We start from the raw sequence: 22638 nt of genomic DNA on the forward strand, positions 1-22638 counted from the left end.
ATCAGGACACACCGCCCGCCCCGCGCTCCGGGGGCGACGCACCGTCCGGCGCGGACCCTCAAGGGACCTTCGTTGTCTAGGGATTACCCTCTGTCCGCCAATGGGCCGGAAGAGGGCTGCACCGGTTCTGGCATGGACACATAACCTCCGGGCGGCGAGGAGGAAATTCCTCCCGTACGTCCCACGAGGAGTGCCCCCACATGTCACGCACCCCCCGTTCCCGCCGTCTCGTCGGTCTCGCCGCCGTGGCCGGAACCCTGGTCCTGCTTCCCCTCACCGGTGCCACGGCCACCGTGAGCAGCGCCTCGGCGCACGCGAGAACCCCCGCCGAGCAGTGCGCGGACAGCGGCGACGCCGCGGCCCGCAAGATGAAGGGCTCCACGGCCCACGAGCCCAACGCCGTCAGCGACGCCACCGCCCGGGCGATGGACGCGGACCTGAGGAAGCGCGTCGCCACGGCCAGGGCCGAGGGCAAGGGCTCCCGGGTCGCCGCCGCCGCGGCGACGACCATCCCGGTGTACTGGCACGTCATCCACAGCGGCAGCACCGGCAAGCTCAGCGCCTCCGCCATCTCCGGCCAGATAGCGGTGCTCAACGCCGCCTACGCGGGCCAGGGCACCGGCAACGTCGACTCCGGCTTCCGGTTCTCGCTGGTCGCGACGGACTACACCGACAAGGCCGCCTGGTACAACCTGACCGAGGGCTCCTCGGCCGAGACCGCGATGAAGACCGGCCTCCGCAAGGGCGGGGCGAGCGCGCTCAACATCTACTCGGCCAACCTCCAGGAGGACCTGCTCGGCTGGGCCACCTTCCCGAGCTGGTACGCCGGCGACCCCAAGGACGACGGCGTCGTGATCCTCGACGCGTCCGTGCCGGGCGGTTCCGCCACCAACTATAACCAGGGCGACACCGCCACCCACGAGGTCGGCCACTGGATGGGCCTCTACCACACCTTCCAGGGCGGCTGCGGCGCCAGCGGCGACTACGTCTCCGACACGCCCGCCGAGAAGACCGCCGCCGGCGCCTGCCCGACCGGCCGCGACACCTGCACGGCCAGTGGCGCGGACCCGATCCACAACTTCATGGACTACACCTACGACTCCTGCATGTACCAGTTCACCGCGGGCCAGGTGAGCCGTATGAAGAGCTCCTGGACCGCCTACCGGGCGAGCTGACGCCACCGTCCGCGTCCGGCCGGTCACGGGGCCGGCCGGGCGCGGCGGGACGCGCGGGAATGGCATCGGCTGTCGGACCCCCGGCGTAGGATTCCATCGCCGCCAGATGACGACCGATGCCGGAGGTGTCGCTTCCCGTGACCACGCCGTTCACCCACCTGCATGTCCACACCCAGTACTCCCTGCTCGACGGGGCGGCGCGACTCAAGGACATGTTCAAGGCCTGCGGTGAGATGGGCATGACGCACATCGCCATGACCGACCACGGCAACCTGCACGGGGCGTACGACTTCTTCCACCAGGCCAAGGGCGCCGGGATCACGCCGATCATCGGCATCGAGGCGTACGTGGCGCCGGAGTCCCGGCGGAACAAGCGCAAGGTCACCTGGGGCCAGCCGCACCAGAAGCGCGACGACGTCTCGGCCTCCGGTTCCTACCTGCACAAGACCATCTGGGCGGCGAACGCGACGGGTCTGCACAACCTCTTCCGGCTCTCCTCGGACGCCTACGCCGAGGGCTGGCTGACCAAGTACCCGCGCATGGACAAGGAGACCATCGCCCAGTGGTCGGAGGGCCTGATGGCCTCCACCGGCTGCCCCTCGGGCGAGGTGCAGACCAGGCTCCGCCTCGGCCAGTTCGACGAGGCGGTGAAGGCCGCCGCCGAGTACCAGGACATCTTCGGCAAGGAGCGGTACTTCCTGGAGCTGATGGACCACGGCATCGAGATCGAGCGCCGGGTCCGCGACGGACTGCTGGAGATCGGCAAGAAGCTCGGCATCCCGCCGGTCGTCACCAACGACTCGCACTACACCTATGCCAGCGAGGCCGACGCCCACGACGCGCTGCTGTGCATCCAGACCGGCAAGAACGTCTCCGACCCGGACCGCTTCCGCTTCGACGGCACCGGCTACTACCTGAAGACGACGGACGAGATGCTCGGCATCGACTCCTCCGACGCCTGGCAGGAGGGCTGCCGCAACACCACGCTGCTCGTCGCGCAGCAGGTGGACACCGACGGCATGTTCCAGGCGCGGAACCTGATGCCCCGCTTCGAAGTCCCCGAGGGCTACACCGAGGTCACCTGGTTCCGCGAGGAGACCATGAGCGGCATGCGGCGCCGCTACCCCGCAGGCATCCCGGACGACCGGATGAAGCAGGTCGAGTACGAGATGGACACCATCATCCAGATGGGGTTCCCGGGCTACTTCCTCGTCGTCGCCGACTTCATCATGTGGGCCAAGAACAACGGCATCGCGGTCGGCCCCGGCCGAGGCTCCGCGGCCGGCTCGATCGTCGCGTACGCCATGGGCATCACCGACCTCGACCCGATCGACCACGGCCTGATCTTCGAGCGCTTCCTCAACCCCGAGCGCATCTCCATGCCCGATGTCGACATCGACTTCGACGAGCGCCGGCGCGCCGAGGTGATCCGGTACGTCACGGAGAAGTACGGCGCCGACAAGGTCGCCATGATCGGCACCTACGGCACCATCAAGGCCAAGAACGCGATCAAGGACTCCGCCCGCGTCCTGGGCTACCCGTACGCCGTCGGCGACCGCCTCACCAAGGCGATGCCCGCCGACGTCCTCGGCAAGGGCATCCCGCTCTCCGGCATCACCGACTCCGCGCACCCCCGCTACAGCGAGGCCGGCGAGATCCGCTCGATGTACGAGAACGAGCCGGACGCCAAGAAGGTCATCGACCTCGCCCGCGGCGTGGAGGGCCTGGTGCGGCAGATGGGCGTGCACGCCGCCGGCGTGATCATGTCCAGCGAGCCGATCGTCGACCACGCCCCGGTCTGGGTGCGGCACTCCGACGGCGTCACCATCACGCAGTGGGACTACCCGAGCTGCGAGTCGCTCGGCCTGCTGAAGATGGACTTCCTGGGCCTGCGCAACCTCACGATCATGGACGACGCCGTCAAGCTGGTGAAGGCCAACAAGGGCGTCGACATCGAGCTGCTGGCCCTGCCCTTCGACGACCCCAAGACCTTCGAACTGCTGGGCCGGGGCGACACCCTCGGCGTCTTCCAGTTCGACGGCGGCCCCATGCGCTCCCTGCTGCGCATGATGAAGCCCGACAACTTCGAGGACATCTCCGCCGTCTCGGCCCTCTACCGGCCGGGCCCGATGGGCATGAACTCGCACATCAACTACGCGCTGCGGAAGAACAAGCAGCAGGAGATCACCCCGATCCACCCGGCGCTCGAGGCCCCCCTCAAGGAGGTCCTCGACGTCACCTACGGCCTGATCGTCTACCAGGAGCAGGTGCAGAAGGCCGCCCAGATCATCGCCGGGTACTCCCTCGGCGAGGCCGACATCCTCCGCCGCGTCATGGGCAAGAAGAAGCCCGAGGAGCTGGCGAAGAACTTCACCATCTTCCAGGAGGGCGCCCGGAAGAACGGCTACAGCGACGAGTCCATCCAGGCGCTGTGGGACGTCCTGGTGCCGTTCGCCGGCTACGCCTTCAACAAGGCGCACTCCGCCGCGTACGGACTGGTCTCCTACTGGACGGCCTACCTCAAGGCCAACTACCCGGCCGAGTACATGGCGGCGCTGCTCACCTCGGTGCGCGACGACAAGGACAAGTCGGCGATCTACCTCAACGAGTGCCGCCGCATGGGCATCAGGGTGCTCCCGCCGAACGTGAACGAGTCGGACGCCAACTTCACCGCGCAGGGCGACGACGTGATCCTGTTCGGCCTCACCGCCGTCCGCAACGTCGGCCAGAACGTGGTGGACTCGATCATCCGCTGCCGTAAGTCCAAGGGGAAGTACACCTCCTTCCCCGACTTCCTCGACAAGGTCGAGGCCGTGGTCTGCAACAAGCGCACCGTGGAATCGCTGATCAAGGCCGGCGCGTACGACGAGATGGGCCACACCCGCAAGGGCCTCACCGAGCACTACGAGCCGATGATCGACAACGTGGTCGCGGTGAAGCGCAAGGAGGCCGAGGGGCAGTTCGACCTCTTCGGCGGCATGGGCGACGAGACCGCGGGCGACGAACCGGGCTTCGGCCTCGACGTCACCTTCTCCGACGTCGAGTGGGACAAGACGTACCTGCTCGCGCAGGAGCGCGAGATGCTCGGCCTGTACGTCTCCGACCACCCGCTCTTCGGCATCGAGCACGTCCTCAACGACAAGGCGGACGCCTCCGTCTCGGCGCTGGCCGGCGACTACTCCGACGGCTCGATCGTCACCATCGGCGGCATCATCTCCGGTCTGCAGCGCAAGATGACCAAGCAGGGCAACGCCTGGGCCATCGCCACCGTCGAGGACCTCGGCGGCTCCATCGACTGCATGTTCTTCCCGGCCACCTACCAGTTGATCTCGACCCAGCTCGTCGAGGACGCCGTCGTCTTCGTCAAGGGCCGGCTCGACAAGCGCGAGGACATCCCGCGCCTGGTGGCCATGGAGCTGATGGTCCCCGACCTCACGGACGCCGGGACCAACGCCCCGGTGACGATCTCCATCCCGACGGTGAAGGTGACCCCGCCGCTGGTCGCCCGCCTCGGCGAGGTCCTCGCCAGCCACAAGGGGAGCACCGAGGTCCGGGTGCGGCTGCAGGGCGCCCGCAAGACGACGGTGCTGAGGCTCGACCGCCACCGTGTCACTGCCGACCCGGCGCTCTTCGGCGACCTCAAGGCCCTCCTGGGCCCCTCCTGTCTCGCCACCGCCCAGCAGCAGGCGGGCTGATCACGCGCCGCGCGAGCGGACGGACGCGCCGAGGGTGGCACCCCTTCCGGAAGGGGTGCCACCCTCGATCATGAGCGACCGGCGCCCGCGCGCTAGTTGTGGCCGAACTTCTTCTGCCGCTTCTGCGACACGTGCGGTTCGGCGCCCGGGACCGTCATCGCCGGCTCGCGTCCGCCTGCGCTCTTCGCGTGCTCTTCGGTGGTCGCGGCGCCGCGGTCGTGCTGCTGGCCGGTACGTTCGCCCCGGTTCTTGTTCTTGCCCACGATTCCTCCTTGGGGGAAATCTCGGATGATGGGCCGCACTCAGGCTTGCACGGGAGTACGAAGGTCGCATTTCGGGCAGTTGCAGAGTGTGGCGCGCCGGTGATCGCGTAACCGGTCACAACGCCCCCGTGTTCGGGCAGACTCGGGGCAACAGTGTTACCGGGGGGTCGGACGGCAGGACTTTCGGAGAAGAGGGTGAGACCGATGGACCGCTGCGTCGTCCTCGTGGACGCCGGCTACCTGCTCGGAGCCGCCGCGAGCCTCCTCGCCGGAGAGCCCTCCCGGTCCCGGATCACCGTCGACCACTCCGAGATCGTCGCGGGTCTGCGCGAGCGCGCCGAGAAGGAGACCGGCCAGCCCCTGCTGCGGATCTACTGGTTCGACGGCGCCCCCGACCGCGTACCGCAGCCCGAGCACCGCAGGCTGCGCGTGATGCCCCGCGTGACGGTCCGGCTCGGCGCGCTGACCCGCACCGACGGACGCTGGGCGCAGAAGGGCGTCGACGCGGCCATGCACGCCGAGCTGTCCGAGCTGGCTCGCAACCGCGCCTGCTCCGACGTCGTCCTGGTCACCGGCGACGGCGACCTCCTGCCCGGAATGATGTCGGCGAAGGAGCACGGCGTCGCCGTCCACCTGTGGGCCGTGCAGGCCGCGGACGGCGACTTCAACCAGTCCGAGGACCTGGTCGCCGAGGCCGACGAGCGGCGCGTCCTGGACCGGGAGTGGATCACCCGGGCCATCCACGTACGGGAGCCCGCCGGGGTGTGCGCACCGCTCACCCCGCGCCCCGAGATCGCGGCGATCCTCTCCGCACCGCTGCCCGAGACCGCCCAGGGGGCCGAGTCGCAGCCCGCGGCCGACCAGCCCGCGGAGCCGGCCGCCGCCGCGCCCCAGGTCGTCACCGCCGAGCGCAACGGCACCCGCCCGAGTCCCGAGGCGCCCGCCGCCACCGCCGGCAGGGGCCTGGTGCCCACCCCCAAGGACGTCGCCGGCATCGTCCACCGCGGGCACTCCTCCCCGCACCCCGCCTCCCCGGCCGCCACCGGCGCCACCCTGCGCTGGTCCTCCGACCGCGGGCTGGTCGGCGCCGCCGAGGGCGCCGACGCGACCCTGCCCACGCTGGCCCAGCTCACCAGCGCCGAACAGCGCTGGGCGGACCGCGAGGAGGACATCACGGCGGTCAGCGGCGACCCGTACGAGGTCGGCCAGGTCTTCGCCCGCCGCTGGATCGGCCGGCTCGCCGACACCTCCCACCTCCAGGTGCTCTCCGCCGAGTACCCGCGCGTCCCGCACCGCATCGACGGCGAGCTGCTGCGCTACGCCGCCCGGTTCGGACTGCTGGCCCACAAGGACGACCAGATCGACGAGCACGACCGCTACGCCATCCGGGCGGGCTTCTGGCGCGAGATCGACGCCCGCGCCGTCGTCGCGAGGGCCTCTCCGGGCGAGTGAGCGCACCCGGATCCGACCCTGCGGCATGTCCCGGCCGGGATGCAGCGTAGGCTCGGTCCTCGTGAGTACGGGCACGGAACAGGGCGCCACCGCGCGGACGGCGGTGGTGGTGACCGTGCGCGGGCTGGTGAAGAGCTACCCGGCCGGGCGGGGCCGGCGCGGCGCCGCGAGCCCCCCGGTACGCGCCAACGACGGCATCGACCTGGACGTCCGGGGCGGTGAGATCTTCGGGCTGCTCGGCCCCAACGGCGCCGGGAAGACCACCCTCGTACGGCAGTTGACGGGGCTGCTGCGCCCCGACGCGGGCAGCGTCGAACTGCTCGGCCACGACATCGTCCGGCATCCGGAGCGCGCGGCGCGGCTGGTGGGCTACCTCGGCCAGGAGTCGAGCGCGCTGGACGAACTGACCGTCGCCCTCGCCGCCGAGACCACCGGACGGCTGCGCGGTCTCGACATCAGGGCCGCGCGCGCCGAGCGGGACGCCGTGCTGGAGGAACTGGAACTGACCGCCCTCGCCTCGCGGCCGCTGAAGCGGCTGTCGGGCGGGGAGCGGCGGCTGGCCTGCTTCGCCGCCGCCCTGGTGGGCGAGCGGCCCGTGCTCGTGCTGGACGAGCCGACCACCGCCATGGACCCGGTCGCAAGGCGCGCGGTCTGGGCGGCGGTCGACCGGCGGCGCGCCGAACGCGGCACCACGGTGCTGCTGGTCACCCACAACGTGATTGAGGCGGAGACCGTGCTCGACCGCGTCGCGGTCATCGACGAGGGCCGGGTCATCGCCTGCGACACCCCGGCCGGGCTCAAGGCGCTCGTCGCCGACGAGGTACGGCTGGACCTGGTGTGGCGGGACGAGCCCCCGCTGGACGTGCCCGGCGTGGCGGCCCTGCGCGAGACCGCCCGCGTCACCGGACGCCGCTGGACGCTGCGGCTGCCGCAGCAGCGGGCCCGCGCCGTGGTCGCGGAGCTGACCGGCGGGCCGGCCTTCACCGCGCTCGACGATTTCACCCTGACGGCGCCGAGCCTGGAGGATGTCTACCTGGCGCTCGGCGGTCGGAGGAAGGGACTGGTCAAGGCGTGAACGGTGGCAACGGCGGAGACCCGACCCCGGACCCGGACCGGAGCGTGGACCGGAACGTGAATCCGGATGAGGCGCACGGCACGGTGCGGCGGGGCGGCGCGGAGTGACGATCATCTCCGCGGACGCGGACACCCGGACAGCGGCACCTGCGGCTCCCGCAACCCCCCTGGGGGCGGAGGCCGCGACGCTCGCCCCGCGCGCCCGGCTGCTGCCGGCGATGGCCGCGGTGTACCGGGCGCAGATGTCCCGGGCGAAGGTCGCCCGGATCCCGCTGCTGTTCGTGGCGACCTTCCAGTCGGTCGGCATCATGATCATGATGCGGGGCGTCGTCGACGGTGGCCCGGCCGCGCGCGCGGTGGTGGCCGGATCGAGCGTGCTGGTCGTCGCCTTCGTGGCGCTCAACCTGCTGGCCCAGTACTTCGGGCAGCTGCGCGCCTCCGGGGGGCTCGACCACTACGCGACCCTGCCGGTGCCCCCGGCCGCCGTCGTGCTGGGCGCGGCCGGCGCGTACGCCTCCTTCACCGTGCCCGGGACGCTCGTGACGGCGGGCATCGGCTGCGCGCTGTTCCAGCTGCCCTTCGCGAACCTGTGGATCCTCGTCGCGGTCATCCCGCTGGCGGGGGCCGCGCTGTCCGGGCTGGGCGCGGCGCTCGGGCTGCTCGCGCCGCGCCAGGAGCTGGCCACCCTGGCCGGCCAGCTCGGCATGTCCGCGGCGCTGCTGCTGGGCGTGCTGCCGGCCGGCAACCTCCCCGAGCCCATCCGCTACGTACGGGACCTGCTGCCCTCCACCTACGGTGTCGAGGCCCTCATCCGCAGCTTCGACGACCACCCCGACTGGCTGGCGGTCACCGCCGACCTGTCGGTGTGCGCGGCCGTGGGCCTGGTGTCGCTGGCGGCGGCAACCTGGGCCTACCGCCGTGCCGCCTGCCGGTGACCCCCGGGTGTGGTGGGGGTGTGTGGCGGTGAGGTGCCGGTGACGCGGGCCACGGACGGACCTGGCACGATGGCAGGGTGACCGCACCCCTGACCCCCCACGACCAATGGCCGCCCGCGCCGCTGCCGCCGTTCCCGGAGCAGGAGAGCCGCATGGACCCTGTCCGGGAGCTCAAGAGCGGTGCGCTGACCGCGGTGCTCGTGGCCGTGGCGGGTGTGGTCCTCGGCCTGCTGTGGCTGTGGCTGGCGCCGCGGATCCCGCTGGTCTCCGACGGCAAGGCGGTCTACCTCAAGGACACCGAGGGGGAGCAGGCGATCGGCGCCGACGGCACCTTCGTGCTGCTCGGGCTCGGCATCGGGGTGCTGACCGGGGCCGTCGTCTTCTGGCGGAACCGGCGCGGCGGCGTCGGAGTCGTCCTCGGCATGGCCGCGGGCGCCGTACTGGGCTCCGTGCTGGCCTGGCGGCTGGGCACCTGGCTCGGCCCCACCAGCGACCTGATCGCGCACGCCAGGGCGGTCGGCGCGAAGAAGGTGTTCGACGGCCCCCTCGAGCTGCAGGCCAAGGGCGCGCTCCTGGCCTGGCCCATAGGGGCCGTCCTCACCCATCTGGTGCTCACCACGGGTTTCGGCCCGCGTGACGAGCAGCCCCCCGCCGTGCACTGGAAGCCGCCGCCCCCGGGCATCTGACCCGGGGCCCGCAGGTCACGCCGGGCGCCTGCCGTGGTTGGCCTTGCGCTTCTTGATCCGCCACTTGCGCTTGCGGGTGCGCTTGGACATCGGGCCTCCCCTGAGCCGGGTGCGCTTGCGGGCAGAGTGCGCCCGTACGGCCCCGGCGTCCAGGGGTCAGGCGCGTCCGATCGGCGCGACGACCGCGTCCGTGAGCCGCACCAGGTCCTGCGGTGCCAGTTCGACCTCCAGGCCGCGCTTGCCGGCCGAGACGAAGACCGTGGCGTGCTCCAGCGCGGACGCGTCCACCACCGTGCGCAGCCGCTTGCGCTGCCCCAGCGGGGAGATGCCGCCCCTGACGTAGCCGGTGGTCCGCTCGGCGGCTGCCGGGTCCGCCATGCCGGCGCGCTTCCCGCCGGCCGCGGAGGCCAGCGCCTTCAGGTCGAGTGAGCCCGCGACGGGGACGACGGCGACGGTCAGCGCCCCGTCCACGTCGGCGACGAGGGTCTTGAACACCCGGTCGGGGGAGGTGCCCAGCGCCTGTGCGGCCTCCTCCCCGTAGCCGAGCTCCGAGGCGGGGTCGTGGGCGTACGCGTGCACGGTGAAGGCGGCGTTCGCCTTCTCCAGGGCGACGGTGGCGGGCGTGCCGCCGGAGGATGACTGCTTCTTCTTGGCCATGGCGCTGCGAGGATACGTCAGTTCGGGCTCGGCACCTGGCGGGTCAGGTCCACGGCGGGCAGGGCGCCCAGCTTGTCGATCACGGCCGCCTCGCGGCGCAGCAGCCGCAGTTCCTCCTCCAGCCGGGCCGCCGTGTCCGGTGCCTCCAGCAGGGCCTGCTTCGCCGGGGTCCCGGCAACGGTCGCGGCCGCCACCAGGTACGACAGCACGGTCGGGTCGTCCGGCAGCTCCTGGCTCCCCGCCAGGCTCCGCTCCCGCGCGCCGGCCAGCCGCTTCTGGTAGGTGCGGAACGCCCGCGCCACGTCGGCCGCCAGCGCCCCCGAGCCGGTGCCGGGCTCCTCCGCGACCTCCTCGACCTCACCGGTCAGGTAGGGCCCCGAGGCGTCCACCGACAGCAGCCGGAAGCGCGTCGTGCCGGTCGCCACGACGTCGAAGCCGCCGTCCTCGCGCTCCCCGACGGTCGCCGCGTCCGCGGTGCAGCCCAGCGCGTACAGCGCCCCGGACAGGTCCGCCGCGTACCCTGCCGCCGCCTCCTCGGCCCCGGCGGGGGCGACCTCGTGGCCGTCGCGGATCGCCACGACGCCGAAGCGGCGCGGTGCGTCCTCCGGCAGGGCCAGCAGGTCGCGGAAGAGCGCGCGGTAGCGCTCCTCGAAGACGTTCAGCGGCAGCACGAGCCCCGGGAAGAGGACGGAGCCGAGCGGGAAGAGCGGAAGACGAGCGGTCACGGTCAGCAAGCCTAGGGCCTGCGACGCCCACCCCCATCGTCGCCCTCGTCCCGCCCCGTCCGCTTTCGCCCCGAACGGGCCGGCCGCGCCCTGTGCGCGCCCCCTCCGGGACCTCGGCCGGGGCCTCAGCCGCGGCGCAGGAGGCGGGAGGCGCCGGCGGCGACCGTCGTGGCGAGGATCCAGCCGAGCATGGTCAGGACCGCGGCGGCCCACTGGGCGCTGCCACCGAGGCGCCAGGCGTTGTCCTGGCCGAGATTGATGACCGGGAGGAGCAGGTCGAGAGCGAAGAGGGAGGGGCTCCAGTGGGGGAAGGCGCCGCCGTCGACGGGATCGGGCTCGCCGTGGACGTTGAAGAAGACCGCGCCGAAGGCCCAGAGCAGCGCCATCCAGATGGCGGCCCGGCCCGGGCGGTAGCCGTAGCCGACGGTCACGTCCTGCAGGTAGCCCCAGAGTTTGCCCGCGAGCGGGAGGGTCTCGCGGCGCCGGCGGTGCTTGGCCAGCAGCACCTCGCGGGCGTCGGCGTCCTCGCCGCTCGCGCGCAGGGCGGCCGACAGGTGCTCGTACGGCTCGGGGCTGTACTCCGGGGTGGCCGCGGCCAGCCAGGCGATCCGGGCGCGCAGCGGGAAGGCGCCCTCGGGGCTGAGGGAGCCGTAGGCGAATCCGGTCAGGTCGAGTCCGCCGGCCTCGGGCCAGCAGGTGCGGCTGTCCGTGAGGTTGCCCACGCGCGCGCCGGCGAGCGAGATCGTCCCGGTCGGCGGCTGATCCAGGGTGAGCCGCAGCTCGGGCGTCTGGATCCGGCGCAGCGAGAGCTGCTGCCCGCCGGTGAGCCGGAACCGCGCCTGGTGGATGATCACCGCGTTGCCGAACCGGCCGTCGTCCAGCCGCACCCCGCCGTCCGAGCTGAAGCGCCGGGTGCGCACGCCCAGCGGCGGGGTGCCGCCGCCGGAGCCGCCGGTGCCGACGTAGCCCGCGCTGAGGTAGAGGGTGTGCTCGACGGTCACCCGGGCCGCGTTGAGCGCGTAACGCCCGTACGGGTTGTGCAGCCGGCTGCCGCGCAGGCTGAGGCGGCCGCCGATGCGGGCGCTGCGCAGGCTGACCTCGCCGGTGGCCTCGATCAGTTCGGCCTCGACGTCCTGGGCGACGCTGAGCCCGTCGGCCGCCAGCGCCCGGCCGTGCCGGTCCTTGCGCAGGGTGATCTGGTTGAGCAGCAGGTCCGTGCCGATGTGGGCGTCGGTGAGCCGTATCCCGCCCTCGATCGTGCACTGCGGCAGGTGCAGGTCGCCCGAGGTGTGCAGCCGGGCCGCCTCCAGCCGCGGTATGGCGCAGCGCACCATGCGCAGGGTCGTGAAGTTGCACTCCGCGAGCAGCACCTGCTGCTCGAAACGGCAGTCGTGCAGCTCCACGTACGGCACCACCGTGCCGCCCGACAGGTTGAGCTGCCCGCTGATCTGGGCCCCGGACAGCTTCACGCACGACACGCGGCCCGAGGCGGCCTGCGGCCCGTCGAGCAGCAGCTTGGCGATCACCTCGGCCCGTACCGTGCGGTCCGGGCCCCAGAAGCGGTCGGCGGCCGGGTCGTCCCGCTCCGGGATGCCGGTGCGCAGGTCGTACAGCTCCCCGCGGCGGAAGGCCTTCCACAGGCCCTGTTCCACGGCGGTCCAGTCGTGCGGCGGCGCGACGTCCGACGGCTCGGTCACCGGTTTCCCTCCCGTGGCTCACAGCGACGACCGAAACGCTATCGGTGGGCACGCCCGCGGGCGACAAGCGGGGGCGATCTCCGGCCTCGGGGCGGTGGGCGTATCACGGACTGATACCCGGCCGAGCCCGCAGGGGCGGTTCTCTACACTTGGGAGGGTGATCTCCCGAATCGATCTGCGCGGCGACGCCTTCCCGGCGGACGGCGTCGACCGCGATCTGCTGCCCCGAGCCGAGCTCGACGTCGAGGCCGCACTGGAGACGGTGCGCCCGATCTGCGAGGACGTGAAGCATCGTGGCACCGCGGCACTGATCGACTACGCGGAGAAGTTCGACGGCGTCACCATCGACCGGGTGCGCGTCCCGGTCGAGGCGCTGACCCGGGCCCTCGCGGAGCTGGACCCGAAGGTGCGGGCCGCGCTGGAGGAGTCGATCCGCCGCGCCCGGCTCGTCCACGGCGAGCAGCGCCGCACCGACCACACCACGCAGGTCGTGCCGGGCGGCACGGTGACCGAGCGCTGGGTGCCGGTGGACCGGGTCGGCCTGTACGTGCCCGGCGGCCGCTCGGTCTACCCGTCCTCCGTGGTGATGAACGTGGTGCCCGCGCAGGAGGCCAAGGTCGGCTCGATGGCCGTGGCCTCGCCGCCGCAGAAGGAGTTCGGCGGGCTCCCGCACCCGACGATCCTCGCCGCGTGCGCGCTGCTCGGCGTCGACGAGGTGTACGCCGCCGGCGGCGCCCAGGCCGTCGCCATGTTCGCCTACGGCACCGAGGAGTGCCGTCCGGTGAGCATGGTCACCGGCCCCGGCAACATCTGGGTCGCCGCGGCCAAGCGCCTGCTCAAGGGCCGCATCGGCATCGACGCGGAGGCCGGCCCCACCGAGATCGCCGTCCTCGCCGACGCCACCGCCGACCCGGTGCACGTCGCCGCCGACCTGATCAGCCAGGCCGAGCACGACCCGCTGGCCGCCGCCGTCCTGGTCACCGACTCCGTGGACCTCGCCGAGGCGGTGGAGAAGGAGCTGGAGCGGCAGATCGCCGCCACCAAGCACGTCGAGGACCGGATCGCGCCCGCGCTGTCCGGCCGCCAGTCGGGCATCGTCCTGGTCGACGGGATCGAGCAGGGCCTGCAGGTGGTGGACGCGTACGCGGCCGAGCACCTGGAGATCCAGACCGTCGACGCCGCCGCCGTCGCCGCCCGGGTGCGCAACGCCGGCGCGGTCTTCGTCGGCGCGTACGCCCCGGTCTCGCTCGGCGACTACGCCGCGGGCTCCAACCACGTGCTGCCCACCGGCGGCTGCGCCTGCCACTCCTCGGGCCTGTCCGTGCAGTCCTTCCTGCGCGGCATCCACGTCGTGGACTACACCCGCGAGGCGCTCGCCGAGATCGCCCCGCACGTGGTGACCCTGGCCGACGCCGAGGACCTTCCCGCGCACGGCGCGGCGGTCCGCGCCCGATTCGATTGGACGGTACCGGGTTCGTGACCGGCATCGACGACCTGCCCATCCGGGACGAACTGCGCGGCAAGTCCCCCTACGGCGCCCCGCAACTCGACGTGCCCGTACGCCTGAACACCAACGAGAACCCGTACCCGCTGCCCGCGGAGCTGGTCGACCGGATCACCGAGCGGGTCCGCGAGGCCGCCCGCGACCTCAACCGCTACCCCGACCGGGACGCGGTGGAGCTCCGCACCGAACTCGCGAAGTACCTGACCCGCACCGCCGGTCACGAGGTGGGCCTCGCCAACGTGTGGGCCGCCAACGGCTCCAACGAGGTCATCCAGCAGCTGCTGCAGACCTTCGGCGGCCCCGGGCGCACCGCGATCGGCTTCGAGCCCTCGTACTCCATGCACGGCCTGATCTCCCGCGGCACCGGCACCGGCTGGATCGCCGGCCCGCGCCGCGAGGACTTCACCATCGACGTGGCCGCCGCCGAGCGGATCATCGCCGAGCGGCGGCCGAACGTGGTGTTCGTCACCTCGCCCAACAACCCCACCGGCACCGCCGTCGCCGCCGACACCGTCGTGGCGCTGTACGAGGCGGCCCAGGCCGCCCGGCCCTCCCTGGTGGTGGTCGACGAGGCGTACGGCGAGTTCAGCCACCGCCCGTCCCTGCTGCCGCTGATCGAGGGCCGCCCCAACATGGTGGTCAGCCGCACCATGTCGAAGGCCTTCGGCGCCGCCGGCCTGCGGCTGGGCTACCTCGCCGCCGACCCCGCGGTCGTCGACGCCGTCCAGCTGGTGCGGCTTCCGTACCACCTGTCCGCCGTCACCCAGGCCACCGCGCTGGCCGCCCTGGAGCACACCGATACGCTGCTGGGGTACGTCGAGCAGCTGAAGACCGAGCGGGACCGCCTGGTCGGCGAGCTGAGGGCGATCGGCTGCGAGGTCACCGACTCCGACGCCAACTTCGTCCAGTTCGGCCGCTTCGAGGACAGCCACCGCGCCTGGCAGGCCATCCTCGACCGCGGCGTGCTCGTCCGCGACAACGGCGTACCGGGCTGGCTGCGGGTCACCGCGGGCACCCCGGCCGAGAACGACGCGTTCCTCGAAGCGGTACGCGAGCTCAAGAAGGAGCAGTAACCACATGACCCGCGTCGGCCGCGTGGAGCGCACGACCAAGGAGACGTCCGTCGTCGTCGAGCTCGACCTCGACGGCACCGGCAGGACGGAGATCTCCACCGGAGTCGGCTTCTACGACCACATGCTCGACCAGCTCGGCCGCCACGGCCTGTTCGACCTCACGGTCAAGACCGAGGGCGACCTGCACATCGACACCCACCACACCATCGAGGACACCGCCCTCGCGCTGGGCGCCGCCTTCAAGCAGGCGCTCGGCGACAAGGTGGGCATCTACCGCTTCGGCAACTGCACCGTGCCCCTGGACGAGTCCCTCGCCCAGGTCACCGTCGACCTGTCGGGCCGCCCGTACCTGGAGCACACCGAACCCGAGAACATGGCGCCGATGATCGGCTCCTACGACACGACGATGACCCGGCACATCCTGGAGTCCTTCGTCGCCCAGGCGCAGATCGCGCTGCACGTCCACGTGCCGTACGGGCGCAACGCCCACCACATCGTGGAGTGCCAGTTCAAGGCGCTGGCCCGGGCCCTGCGCTACGCCTCCGAGCGCGACCCGCGCGCCGCGGGCATCCTCCCGTCGACGAAGGGCGCGCTGTGACCAAGCCGGCCATCCTGTTCATCCTGCTCGGCCTCTTCCTGGCCGGCGGGGTGTACTCCTTCTGGAAGCAGAAGCTGCCCAAGGGCGTCATCGTGCTGCTCGGCATCGGATCCGCCATGTCGCTGGCGGCCGGCCTGCTGCGGCTGTAGGGGGGTTCCGGCAGATGAGCAAGGCCGCCAGGAAGGTCGTGGTCCTCGACTACGGCTTCGGCAACGTCCGTTCCGCCGAGCGCGCGCTCGCCCGGGTCGGCGCGGACGTGGAGATCACCGCCGACTTCGACGAGGCCATGAACGCCGACGGGCTGCTCGTCCCCGGCGTCGGGGCCTTCGCGGCCTGCATGGCCGGGCTGAAGGCGGTGCGCGGTGAGTGGATCATCGGGCGCCGGCTGTCGGGCGGCAGGCCCGTGATGGGGATCTGCGTCGGCATGCAGATCCTCTTCGAGAAGGGCGTCGAGCACGGCGTCACGACCGAGGGCTGCGACGAGTGGCCCGGCACCGTCGAGCCGCTGCGCGCGCCGGTCGTGCCGCACATGGGCTGGAACACCGTCAAGGCACCGGAGGACTCACGGCTGTTCGCCGGCCTGGACGCCGACGCCCGCTTCTACTTCGTGCACTCCTACGCGGTGCGCAGCTGGGAGCTGGAGACCGCCAATCCCACCATCCGGGCCCCGAAGGTCACCTGGGCCACGCACGGCGAGCCCTTCGTCGCCGCGGTGGAGAACGGCCCGCTGTGGGCCACCCAGTTCCACCCCGAGAAGTCCGGCGACGCCGGCGCCCAGCTGCTGACCAACTGGCTCGACACCTTCAAGGACTAGGACGTACGCCGCCATGAGCACGACGCACCGCCTCGAACTCCTTCCCGCCGTCGACGTCCGCGACGGCCAGGCCGTCCGCCTCGTCCACGGCGAGTCCGGTTCCGAGACGTCCTACGGCGACCCGATGGCCGCCGCGCTGGCCTGGCAGCAGGCGGGTGCCGAGTGGCTGCACCTGGTCGACCTCGACGCCGCCTTCGGCACCGGGGACAACCGCGCGCAGATCGCCGAGGTCGCCCGCTCCATGGACGTCAAGGTCGAGCTGTCCGGCGGCATCCGCGACGACGACACGCTGGCCGCGGCCCTGGCCACCGGCTGCACCCGGGTCAACCTGGGCACCGCCGCCCTGGAGACCCCGGAGTGGGTCGCCAAGGTCATCGCGGAGCACGGCGACCGGATCGCGGTCGGCCTGGACGTGCGCGGCACCACCCTGCGCGGCCGCGGCTGGACCCGCGACGGCGGCGACCTCTACGAGACGCTGGCCCGCCTCGACTCCGAGGGCTGCGCCCGCTACGTCGTCACCGACATCGCCAAGGACGGCACCCTCCAGGGCCCCAACCTGGAGCTGCTGAAGAACGTCTGCGCCGCCACCGACCGGCCGGTAGTCGCCTCCGGCGGCGTCTCCTCTCTTGACGATCTGCGGGCGATCGCCACCCTGGTTCCCGAGGGGGTCGAAGGCGCCATCGTCGGAAAGGCCCTCTACGCCAAGGCGTTCACCCTGGAAGAGGCCCTGGAGGCAGTGTCCCGATGACGGAGACCCCCGAGGTGCGGCGAGTGCAGAGCGACAGCCCCTGGGAGGAGCAGTTCGGATTCGCACGTGCCGTGGGGGCGGGGGACCGTGTCCACGTCGCGGGCACCATGCCGTTCGTCGGCACCGTGCTCTACGGCGAGGGCGACCCGTACGAACAGGCCAAGGTCGCCTTCACCAACGCCCTGGCCGCACTGGGGGAGTTCGGCCTGGACGCCGGGTCCGTCGTCCGCGTCCGGATCTACCTCACGCACACCCGCGACGTGGACGAGGTGGGCCGGGCGCACAAGGAGTTCTTCGACGCGGCCCGCCCGGCCACCACGATGGTCGTGGTCTCCGGGTTCGTGGACCCGCGGGTCCTGGTCGAAGTGGAACTCGAAGCATTCCGAGCATCCCGAGGAGCCTGAGCACAATGACCGTGGCGGTCCGAGTCATCCCCTGCCTGGACGTGGACAACGGCCGGGTCGTCAAGGGCGTCAACTTCCGGAACCTGCGGGACGCGGGAGACCCCGTCGAGATGGCCAAGCTCTACGACGCCGAGGGCGCCGACGAGCTGACCTTCCTCGACATCACCGCGTCCTCCGGCAACCGCGAGACGACCTACGACGTGGTGCGGCGCACCGCCGAGCAGGTCTTCATCCCGCTCACCGTCGGCGGCGGAGTGCGCTCGGCCGACGACGTCGACAAGCTGCTGCGCGCCGGGGCCGACAAGGTCGGCGTCAACACCGCAGCGATCGCCCGGCCCGATCTCCTGCGCGAGATCGCCGAGCGGTTCGGCCGGCAGGTGCTGGTGCTCTCCGTGGACGCCCGCCGCACCGAGGCCGGGACCCCGTCCGGCTTCGAGGTGACCACGCACGGCGGCCGCCAGGGCACCGGCATCGACGCGGTGGAGTGGGCGCACCGCGCGGCCGAGCTCGGCGCCGGCGAGATCCTGCTCAACTCGATGGACGCCGACGGCACGAAGGACGGCTACGACACCGAGATGATCGCCGCCGTCCGCAAGCACGTCACCGTTCCCGTGATCGCCTCCGGCGGGGCGGGCCGCCTCACCGACTTCCCCCCGGCCGTCGCCGCCGGTGCAGACGCCGTCCTGGCCGCCTCCGTCTTCCACTTCGGCGACCTGCGCATCGGCGAGGTCAAGCAGACGCTGCGGGACGCGGGCCACCCGGTGCGCTAGCCGCCCCCGGGCGGGCCCCGCGGTTCCCCCGGCTTGCGCTGGGAGGTGTCCCCGGTGCGGCGCATCGCAGGGCGGAGAGTCGTCCTCGTAGGGGGTTGCTCGGACGGTTCGGCGATTTCCCCGGGCCGAGGGCTGGGGGAGGGACTTCGACGACAGGGCCCGGCCGCCTCCGGGCGGCACCCGCGGCACCCGTCAGGGGGCGGGCCCGGTCGTGCCGGGTCGGCGATCCGTTCTAGGCCTGGCCGGCCGCCTGTACGGCGATGCGGCCGCGGGCCAGGAAGGGGCGCGCGGCGGCGAGGGTGAGGGCCGAGAGGGTGACGCCGCCGGCGGCGCTGACGGCGGCCGTGGAGAGGGAGCCGTCGGCGAGGATCAGTCCGCTGACGGCGGAGCCGCCCGCGATGCCCGTGGTGACGAGGGTGACCAGCCAGGCGAAGGCCTCGGTCACCGTGCCCGCCGGGGCCAGTTCGCCGGTGAGCCGGAAGACCACGGTGAGCAGCGGCGCGAAGAACACCCCGCTGAACAGGGCGACCAGCGCCATCGGCAGCGGGCCGGGGACCAGGGTGAAGGGCCAGAAGGCGAGGGCCATCCCGGCGCCGGTGACGGCCGCCTTGGTGGCCGCGTCCGCCCGCCAGGGCAGGGCGGCGATCAGCAGGGCGCCGATCAGGGCCCCGGTGGAGTTCAGCGCCAGCAGGGTGCCGGCGCCGCCGGGCAGCGGGTGGCGCTCGGCATAGGCGACGGCGAAGACGTTGAACGTGCCCAGCGCCCACCCGCAGCCGGTCAGCGCGCACAGCAGAACGACCAGGGCCCGGCTGCGCAGCGGCCCGAGCCAGTGGACGGAACGGGCGGCGGAGGCCCAGGCACGGGAGGGCGCGGAGGTCGCGACGGAGACCGCGCCCACCACCCCGAGGACGGCCGCGGCCACCAGCGCCAGCTGGGCCGGGCCCGCCACGGCCAGGCCGCCGACCAGCAGCGGGCCGCCGATGAAGACCAGTTCCTGCGCGCCCGCGTCCACGGCGTAGGCCGATTCCAGTTCGTCCGGCTCGACCAGATCGGGCCACAGCGCCCGCAGACACGGTTCCAGCGGAGGCGAAGCCGCCCCGGCGACGGCCGGCCCCAGCACGGCCACCGCCGTGCTGCCCGGTGCCGCGGCCAGCGCCGCGAAGCCGGCGGCCGAGACCAGGGACGAGAGGACGAGCACGCGCGGCTGGCCCAGCCGGTCCACCCACCGTCCCAGGAGCGGCCCGCCGATCGCACCGGACAGCGCGTAGACGCCCCCGGCGGCGCCGACCAGCCGGTAGTCGGCACCCGCCGCGCGCAGCGCCAGCGCGATGGCCAGGGCCGCCATGGCGGTCGGCAGCCGTCCGACGAGCGAACCGGACAGCAACCGGCCCACATGGGGCCGGCGGAGCAGCTTCAGATACGGCACACGTCACCCACGGAGGTCGAGCGCTGCGGCGATCACGTCGTGCACCAGGGTCTCACCGGACGCCGGGTTCTCCTTCAGCCGTTCGTAATCTTCCGGGCCGAACCAGCCGTACGCCGTGTGCTTGCCCGGCTCCAGGCGCGGACGCGTGGGGTCGCCGTCCACGTCGACCACGAAGTCCGCCTCATGGCGCAGGCCTTGGCCGTCGTCGCCCTCCCCGGTGGACAGCCCGATCCGCCGCCGTACCGCGCGCAGCCGCCGGCCTGTCCCGGCACCTCGAGATCCGTAGCCGTCTCATCCTGGTTCGCGTCCATGGCCGCGGAGCGCAGCCCGATGTGCAGGATCAGTTGCGCAATTTCTGTTGCGCAAATTTTCTTTCCTGTCTAGCCTCCTGGATATGCCCGAGGAAGAGCCGGAAGAGACCGGCGCGGACCCCCGCAGGATCACCGACCTCGACGCGCTCAAGGTCTTCACGCACCCGCTGCGCATCGAGCTCTACCGCGCCCTGTTCACCGCCCGCACCGCCACCGCCTCCCAACTGGCCGACCAGGTCGACGAGGCGGTCTCACTCGTCAGTTACCACCTGCGCAAGCTCGCCGCGCACGGCTTCATCACCGAGGCCGCCGGGCAGAGCTCGGACGGCCGCGAGCGCTGGTGGAAGGTCAGCTCCGAGCGCGGATTCACCTTCCGCACCTCGGACTTCGCCGACCGCCCCGAGGGCGCCGCCGTCATGGGCGAGGTGACCCGGCAGCTCCTCGCCACCCGGTACGCGCGCTACTCCGCCTATCTCGACCAGCAGCTCGCCTGGGGCAAGGAGTGGACCGACGCCTCCTTCAGCTCCGAGTACCTGCCCCGGCTCACCGCCGAGGAGATGCACCGGTTCGGCGAGGAGCTGGGCGAGCTGATGAAGCGCTGGACCGACTGCGGGCGCGCCGCCGAGGAGGAGGGCGACACCGAGGGCCGCGAGCACGTCGCGGTGCACCTGTACGGATTCCCCTACCGGCCGTGAACCCCGAAGGAGCCGCGACCTCATGACGGCGCCCGCCATCGCCGCAACCGCCCTGACCCCCTCCCGCGCCCCCGCCCACCGCGACCCCAACGTCCTGCGCTGGCTGGCCGCGTTCACCGCCTCGATCGTCGGCGACGCCGTGTGGTTCCTCGCCCTGTCCTGGGCCGCCACCCGCGCCGGCGACCCCGGGCGGGCCGGCCTGGTGCTCGCGGCCGGCGCCGTGCCGCGCGCGGTGCTGATGCTCGGCGGGGGAGTGCTGGCCGACCGGTTCGGACCGCGCCGCATCGTCATCGGCAGCGATCTGACCCGGTGCGCGGTGATGTTCGCGGCGGCCGCGCTGCTCGCCCTCACCACCCCCGGGCTGTGGGCGCTGGCCGTGGTCGCGCTGCTCTTCGGCGCCGTCGACGCGGTGTTCCTGCCCGCGGTCGGCGCCCTGCCGGCCCGGATCACCGGCCCGGACCAACTGGGCAGGCTGCACGGGATGAAGGGCATCGCGATGCGGGTCGGCAACGTGGCCGGCGCCTCGCTCGGCGGCACGGCGGTCGCCACCGGCGGCGCCCCCGTCGCGTTCGCCGCCGCGGGCGTGCTGTTCTCGGTCTCGCTCGTGCTGCTGGTCGCCGTACGCGTCGCCCCGCTGCCGCCCGACGACCGGTCCGCACCGGCGGACGGCACCGCCTGGCGGGACCTGGTGGAGGGCCTGCGCTACCTCCGCGGACGGCGCGTGCTCACCGCGCTCATGGTCGTCATCGCGGTCGGCGAGCTCGGCTTCGCCGGGCCGTTCAACATCGGCCTCGCGCTGGTCGCCGCCGAGCGGGGCTGGGGCGCGGCCGGGCTCGGCTGGATCGTCAGCGGCTTCGGCGCCGGCGCGGGCGCCGCCTCGCTGCTGCTGACGGTACGCGGCCGGCTGCCCCGCGCCGGACTGGCCCAGGCCTGCTGCCTGGGGCTGGCGGCGGTCGCGATGGCCGCCTTCGCCTTCGTCCCCGCACTGCCGGGGGCGGTCGCCCTCGCGGTCGTGGTCGGCCTGGTGGCAGGGCTGAGCGGCGCGCTGTGCGGGGCCCTGCTGCAGACCCTCACCGAACCGGCCTACCTCGGCCGGGTCAGTTCGGTGGCCGCGCTGTTCTCGCTCGGCCTCGCGCCGATGAGCTATCCGCTCACCGGTGCCGCCATCGGGGCCTGGGGCCCGCAGCCGGTGTTCGTGGCGAGCGCGGCGGTCGCGGCCGCGGGAGCCGTCGTGGGAGTCGCCGCGCCGGCGCTGCGGCGGGCGGAACTCGCCCGCCGCCCCGGATAGCCGGGCTCAGGCGGTGATCCCGAGCCTGGCGTCGTACAGCCGGGTCACCGCGTCCTTGTCGCCCTCCGTCTCCACCCGGGCGGAGTCCTGCCGGCCGAAGGCGAACAGCAGGAGCTCGCCGGGCTCCCCGGTGACCGTGACGACCGGTGCGCCGCGGTGCGCCACCGCGGTCTGGCCGTCCGGACGGCGCAGCACCACTCCGACCGGGGACTTGCGGCCCAGCAGACGGGCGGAGCGCTCCAGCCGGGACCAGAGCAGGTCGGCGAAGACGGGGTCCGGTTCGCGCGGCGACCAGTCCGGCTGGGCCCGGCGCACGTCCTCGGCGTGGACGAAGAACTCGACGGTGTTGGCCGCCTCGTCGATCTGTTTGAGGGCGAACGGCGACAGCCGCGGCGGCCCGGTGCGGATCAGCCGGATCAGTTCCTGGTAGGGCCGTTCCGCGAACTCCTTGCGCACGCGCTCCGACCGGTCCGCGAGGAAGGGGATGACCAGGCCGGCCGAGGCGTCACCGCGGCGCTCCCGCACCACGATGTGGGCGGCGAGGTCACGGGTGGTCCAGCCCTCGCAGAGGGTTGGCGCCTCGGGTCCGGCACTCTCCAGCAGGTCGGCGAGGAGCAGACGTTCACGCTGGGCATGAGTCGACATGCC

23 protein-coding genes are annotated in these 22638 nt (G+C 72.7%); 16 read left to right on the plus strand and 7 right to left on the minus strand.

Annotated features, from left to right (window positions below; translation table 11 throughout):
- The first annotated feature begins 200 nt into the window (after positions 1 to 200).
- Complete coding sequence (locus tag CHF15_RS02705) at positions 201 to 1175, plus strand: zinc metalloprotease (RefSeq protein ID WP_089221933.1); 975 nt, start codon at positions 201 to 203, stop codon at positions 1173 to 1175.
- A gap of 116 nt (positions 1176 to 1291) precedes the next feature.
- Positions 1292 to 4870 (plus strand): DNA polymerase III subunit alpha, encoded by a 3579-nt coding sequence (dnaE, locus tag CHF15_RS02710; RefSeq protein WP_089221934.1) that lies wholly within the window; start codon positions 1292 to 1294, stop codon positions 4868 to 4870.
- Between the two features lie 92 nt (positions 4871 to 4962).
- Here dnaE and CHF15_RS44695 read toward each other — a convergent pair whose 3' ends face one another.
- Entirely contained in the window at positions 4963 to 5133 is a 171-nt protein-coding gene (locus tag CHF15_RS44695; RefSeq protein ID WP_179279628.1) for a hypothetical protein, read from the minus strand.
- A gap of 204 nt (positions 5134 to 5337) precedes the next feature.
- On the opposite strand from CHF15_RS44695, the gene CHF15_RS02715 reads away from it, so the two are divergent.
- The 4 genes from CHF15_RS02715 (at position 5338) to CHF15_RS02730 (ending at position 9280) form a co-directional block, all read left to right on the plus strand.
- A complete protein-coding gene (locus CHF15_RS02715; RefSeq protein ID WP_089221935.1) occupies positions 5338 to 6585 on the plus strand; it encodes an NYN domain-containing protein in 1248 nt (415 codons plus the stop codon).
- A gap of 61 nt (positions 6586 to 6646) precedes the next feature.
- Complete coding sequence (locus CHF15_RS02720; RefSeq protein WP_179279629.1) at positions 6647 to 7660, plus strand: ABC transporter ATP-binding protein; 1014 nt, start codon at positions 6647 to 6649, stop codon at positions 7658 to 7660.
- Positions 7661 to 7877: 217 nt separating this feature from the next.
- Positions 7878 to 8594 (plus strand): ABC transporter permease, encoded by a 717-nt coding sequence (locus tag CHF15_RS02725; RefSeq protein WP_245938649.1) that lies wholly within the window; start codon positions 7878 to 7880, stop codon positions 8592 to 8594.
- A 77-nt stretch (positions 8595 to 8671) separates the two neighbouring features.
- The gene (locus CHF15_RS02730; protein WP_245938628.1) at positions 8672 to 9280 is read left to right on the plus strand and encodes an ABC transporter permease; all 609 of its coding nucleotides are present in this window, start codon (positions 8672 to 8674) and stop codon (positions 9278 to 9280) included.
- A 156-nt stretch (positions 9281 to 9436) separates the two neighbouring features.
- On the opposite strand, the gene ybaK is transcribed toward CHF15_RS02730, so the two are convergent.
- From ybaK to CHF15_RS02745, 3 genes are all read right to left on the minus strand, one after another.
- The gene (gene ybaK, locus CHF15_RS02735; RefSeq protein ID WP_089221937.1) at positions 9437 to 9937 is read right to left on the minus strand and encodes a Cys-tRNA(Pro) deacylase; all 501 of its coding nucleotides are present in this window, start codon (positions 9935 to 9937) and stop codon (positions 9437 to 9439) included.
- Between the two features lie 17 nt (positions 9938 to 9954).
- Positions 9955 to 10671 carry an LON peptidase substrate-binding domain-containing protein gene (locus CHF15_RS02740; protein ID WP_375818374.1) on the minus strand — a complete coding sequence of 239 codons (717 nt, stop codon included), beginning with the start codon at positions 10669 to 10671 and terminating at the stop codon, positions 9955 to 9957.
- Between the two features lie 116 nt (positions 10672 to 10787).
- Positions 10788 to 12359, minus strand: a complete 1572-nt coding sequence (locus CHF15_RS02745) for an oxidoreductase (RefSeq protein ID WP_089221938.1) — start codon at positions 12357 to 12359, stop codon at positions 10788 to 10790.
- 157 nt (positions 12360 to 12516) lie between these two features.
- Between CHF15_RS02745 and hisD the strand changes: the two genes are divergently transcribed.
- The 8 genes from hisD to hisF are packed head-to-tail and all read left to right on the plus strand — an operon-like array spanning position 12517 to position 18270.
- The gene (gene hisD / locus CHF15_RS02750) at positions 12517 to 13839 is read left to right on the plus strand and encodes a histidinol dehydrogenase (RefSeq protein WP_089221939.1); all 1323 of its coding nucleotides are present in this window, start codon (positions 12517 to 12519) and stop codon (positions 13837 to 13839) included.
- Positions 13836 to 14936 (plus strand): histidinol-phosphate transaminase, encoded by a 1101-nt coding sequence (locus CHF15_RS02755; protein WP_089221940.1) that lies wholly within the window; start codon positions 13836 to 13838, stop codon positions 14934 to 14936. Before hisD ends, CHF15_RS02755 begins: the two co-directional genes overlap by 4 nt.
- 4 nt (positions 14937 to 14940) lie before the next feature.
- Positions 14941 to 15534 carry an imidazoleglycerol-phosphate dehydratase HisB gene (gene hisB / locus CHF15_RS02760; RefSeq protein WP_089221941.1) on the plus strand — a complete coding sequence of 198 codons (594 nt, stop codon included), beginning with the start codon at positions 14941 to 14943 and terminating at the stop codon, positions 15532 to 15534.
- The gene (locus tag CHF15_RS44700) at positions 15531 to 15683 is read left to right on the plus strand and encodes a hypothetical protein (protein WP_179279630.1); all 153 of its coding nucleotides are present in this window, start codon (positions 15531 to 15533) and stop codon (positions 15681 to 15683) included. Before hisB ends, CHF15_RS44700 begins: the two co-directional genes overlap by 4 nt.
- 14 nt (positions 15684 to 15697) lie before the next feature.
- Positions 15698 to 16348, plus strand: coding sequence for an imidazole glycerol phosphate synthase subunit HisH (gene hisH, locus CHF15_RS02765; protein WP_089221942.1), 651 nt, complete (start codon positions 15698 to 15700; stop codon positions 16346 to 16348).
- 13 nt (positions 16349 to 16361) lie between these two features.
- On the plus strand, positions 16362 to 17096 hold the full coding sequence (gene priA, locus CHF15_RS02770; RefSeq protein WP_089221943.1) for a bifunctional 1-(5-phosphoribosyl)-5-((5-phosphoribosylamino)methylideneamino)imidazole-4-carboxamide isomerase/phosphoribosylanthranilate isomerase PriA: 735 nt from the start codon (positions 16362 to 16364) through the stop codon (positions 17094 to 17096).
- Positions 17093 to 17500, plus strand: coding sequence for a RidA family protein (locus CHF15_RS02775; RefSeq protein ID WP_089221944.1), 408 nt, complete (start codon positions 17093 to 17095; stop codon positions 17498 to 17500). The genes priA and CHF15_RS02775 overlap by 4 nt, the downstream gene beginning before the upstream one ends.
- A gap of 5 nt (positions 17501 to 17505) precedes the next feature.
- The gene (gene hisF / locus CHF15_RS02780) at positions 17506 to 18270 is read left to right on the plus strand and encodes an imidazole glycerol phosphate synthase subunit HisF (protein WP_089221945.1); all 765 of its coding nucleotides are present in this window, start codon (positions 17506 to 17508) and stop codon (positions 18268 to 18270) included.
- 232 nt (positions 18271 to 18502) lie between these two features.
- Here the strand turns inward: hisF and CHF15_RS02785 are convergent, their stop codons facing one another.
- Positions 18503 to 19696 carry an MFS transporter gene (locus CHF15_RS02785; RefSeq protein ID WP_089221946.1) on the minus strand — a complete coding sequence of 398 codons (1194 nt, stop codon included), beginning with the start codon at positions 19694 to 19696 and terminating at the stop codon, positions 18503 to 18505.
- 3 nt (positions 19697 to 19699) lie between these two features.
- Positions 19700 to 19867 (minus strand): hypothetical protein, encoded by a 168-nt coding sequence (locus tag CHF15_RS46560; RefSeq protein ID WP_179279631.1) that lies wholly within the window; start codon positions 19865 to 19867, stop codon positions 19700 to 19702.
- A 223-nt stretch (positions 19868 to 20090) separates the two neighbouring features.
- On the opposite strand from CHF15_RS46560, the gene CHF15_RS02795 reads away from it, so the two are divergent.
- Together CHF15_RS02795 and CHF15_RS02800 are read left to right on the plus strand one after the other, a co-directional pair.
- Positions 20091 to 20702, plus strand: a complete 612-nt coding sequence (locus tag CHF15_RS02795; RefSeq protein WP_089221947.1) for a winged helix-turn-helix domain-containing protein — start codon at positions 20091 to 20093, stop codon at positions 20700 to 20702.
- 22 nt (positions 20703 to 20724) lie between these two features.
- Entirely contained in the window at positions 20725 to 21990 is a 1266-nt protein-coding gene (locus CHF15_RS02800; RefSeq protein WP_179279632.1) for an MFS transporter, read from the plus strand.
- A gap of 6 nt (positions 21991 to 21996) precedes the next feature.
- Here the strand turns inward: CHF15_RS02800 and CHF15_RS02805 are convergent, their stop codons facing one another.
- The gene (locus tag CHF15_RS02805; RefSeq protein ID WP_089221948.1) at positions 21997 to 22635 is read right to left on the minus strand and encodes a TIGR03085 family metal-binding protein; all 639 of its coding nucleotides are present in this window, start codon (positions 22633 to 22635) and stop codon (positions 21997 to 21999) included.
- Positions 22636 to 22638 lie beyond the last annotated feature (3 nt).

Source organism: Actinacidiphila glaucinigra (assembly GCF_900188405.1).
GTDB lineage: Bacteria > Actinomycetota > Actinomycetes > Streptomycetales > Streptomycetaceae > Actinacidiphila > Actinacidiphila glaucinigra.

What these genes read in the sequence shown, in the direction of transcription:
- CHF15_RS02805 (WP_089221948.1), bottom strand. Translation starts at nt 22,635, where the DNA reads ATGTCGACTCATGCCCAGCGTGAACGTCTGCTCCTCGCCGACCTGCTG.
- priA (WP_089221943.1), top strand. Translation starts at nt 16,362, where the DNA reads ATGAGCACGACGCACCGCCTCGAACTCCTTCCCGCCGTCGACGTCCGC.
- hisF (WP_089221945.1), top strand. Translation starts at nt 17,506, where the DNA reads ATGACCGTGGCGGTCCGAGTCATCCCCTGCCTGGACGTGGACAACGGC.
- CHF15_RS02705 (WP_089221933.1), top strand. Translation starts at nt 201, where the DNA reads ATGTCACGCACCCCCCGTTCCCGCCGTCTCGTCGGTCTCGCCGCCGTG.
- CHF15_RS02715 (WP_089221935.1), top strand. Translation starts at nt 5,338, where the DNA reads ATGGACCGCTGCGTCGTCCTCGTGGACGCCGGCTACCTGCTCGGAGCC.
- hisB (WP_089221941.1), top strand. Translation starts at nt 14,941, where the DNA reads ATGACCCGCGTCGGCCGCGTGGAGCGCACGACCAAGGAGACGTCCGTC.
- CHF15_RS02725 (WP_245938649.1), top strand. Translation starts at nt 7,878, where the DNA reads ATGGCCGCGGTGTACCGGGCGCAGATGTCCCGGGCGAAGGTCGCCCGG.
- hisH (WP_089221942.1), top strand. Translation starts at nt 15,698, where the DNA reads ATGAGCAAGGCCGCCAGGAAGGTCGTGGTCCTCGACTACGGCTTCGGC.
- CHF15_RS02775 (WP_089221944.1), top strand. Translation starts at nt 17,093, where the DNA reads ATGACGGAGACCCCCGAGGTGCGGCGAGTGCAGAGCGACAGCCCCTGG.
- dnaE (WP_089221934.1), top strand. Translation starts at nt 1,292, where the DNA reads ATGCCGGAGGTGTCGCTTCCCGTGACCACGCCGTTCACCCACCTGCAT.
- ybaK (WP_089221937.1), bottom strand. Translation starts at nt 9,937, where the DNA reads ATGGCCAAGAAGAAGCAGTCATCCTCCGGCGGCACGCCCGCCACCGTC.
- CHF15_RS02800 (WP_179279632.1), top strand. Translation starts at nt 20,725, where the DNA reads ATGACGGCGCCCGCCATCGCCGCAACCGCCCTGACCCCCTCCCGCGCC.
- CHF15_RS02795 (WP_089221947.1), top strand. Translation starts at nt 20,091, where the DNA reads ATGCCCGAGGAAGAGCCGGAAGAGACCGGCGCGGACCCCCGCAGGATC.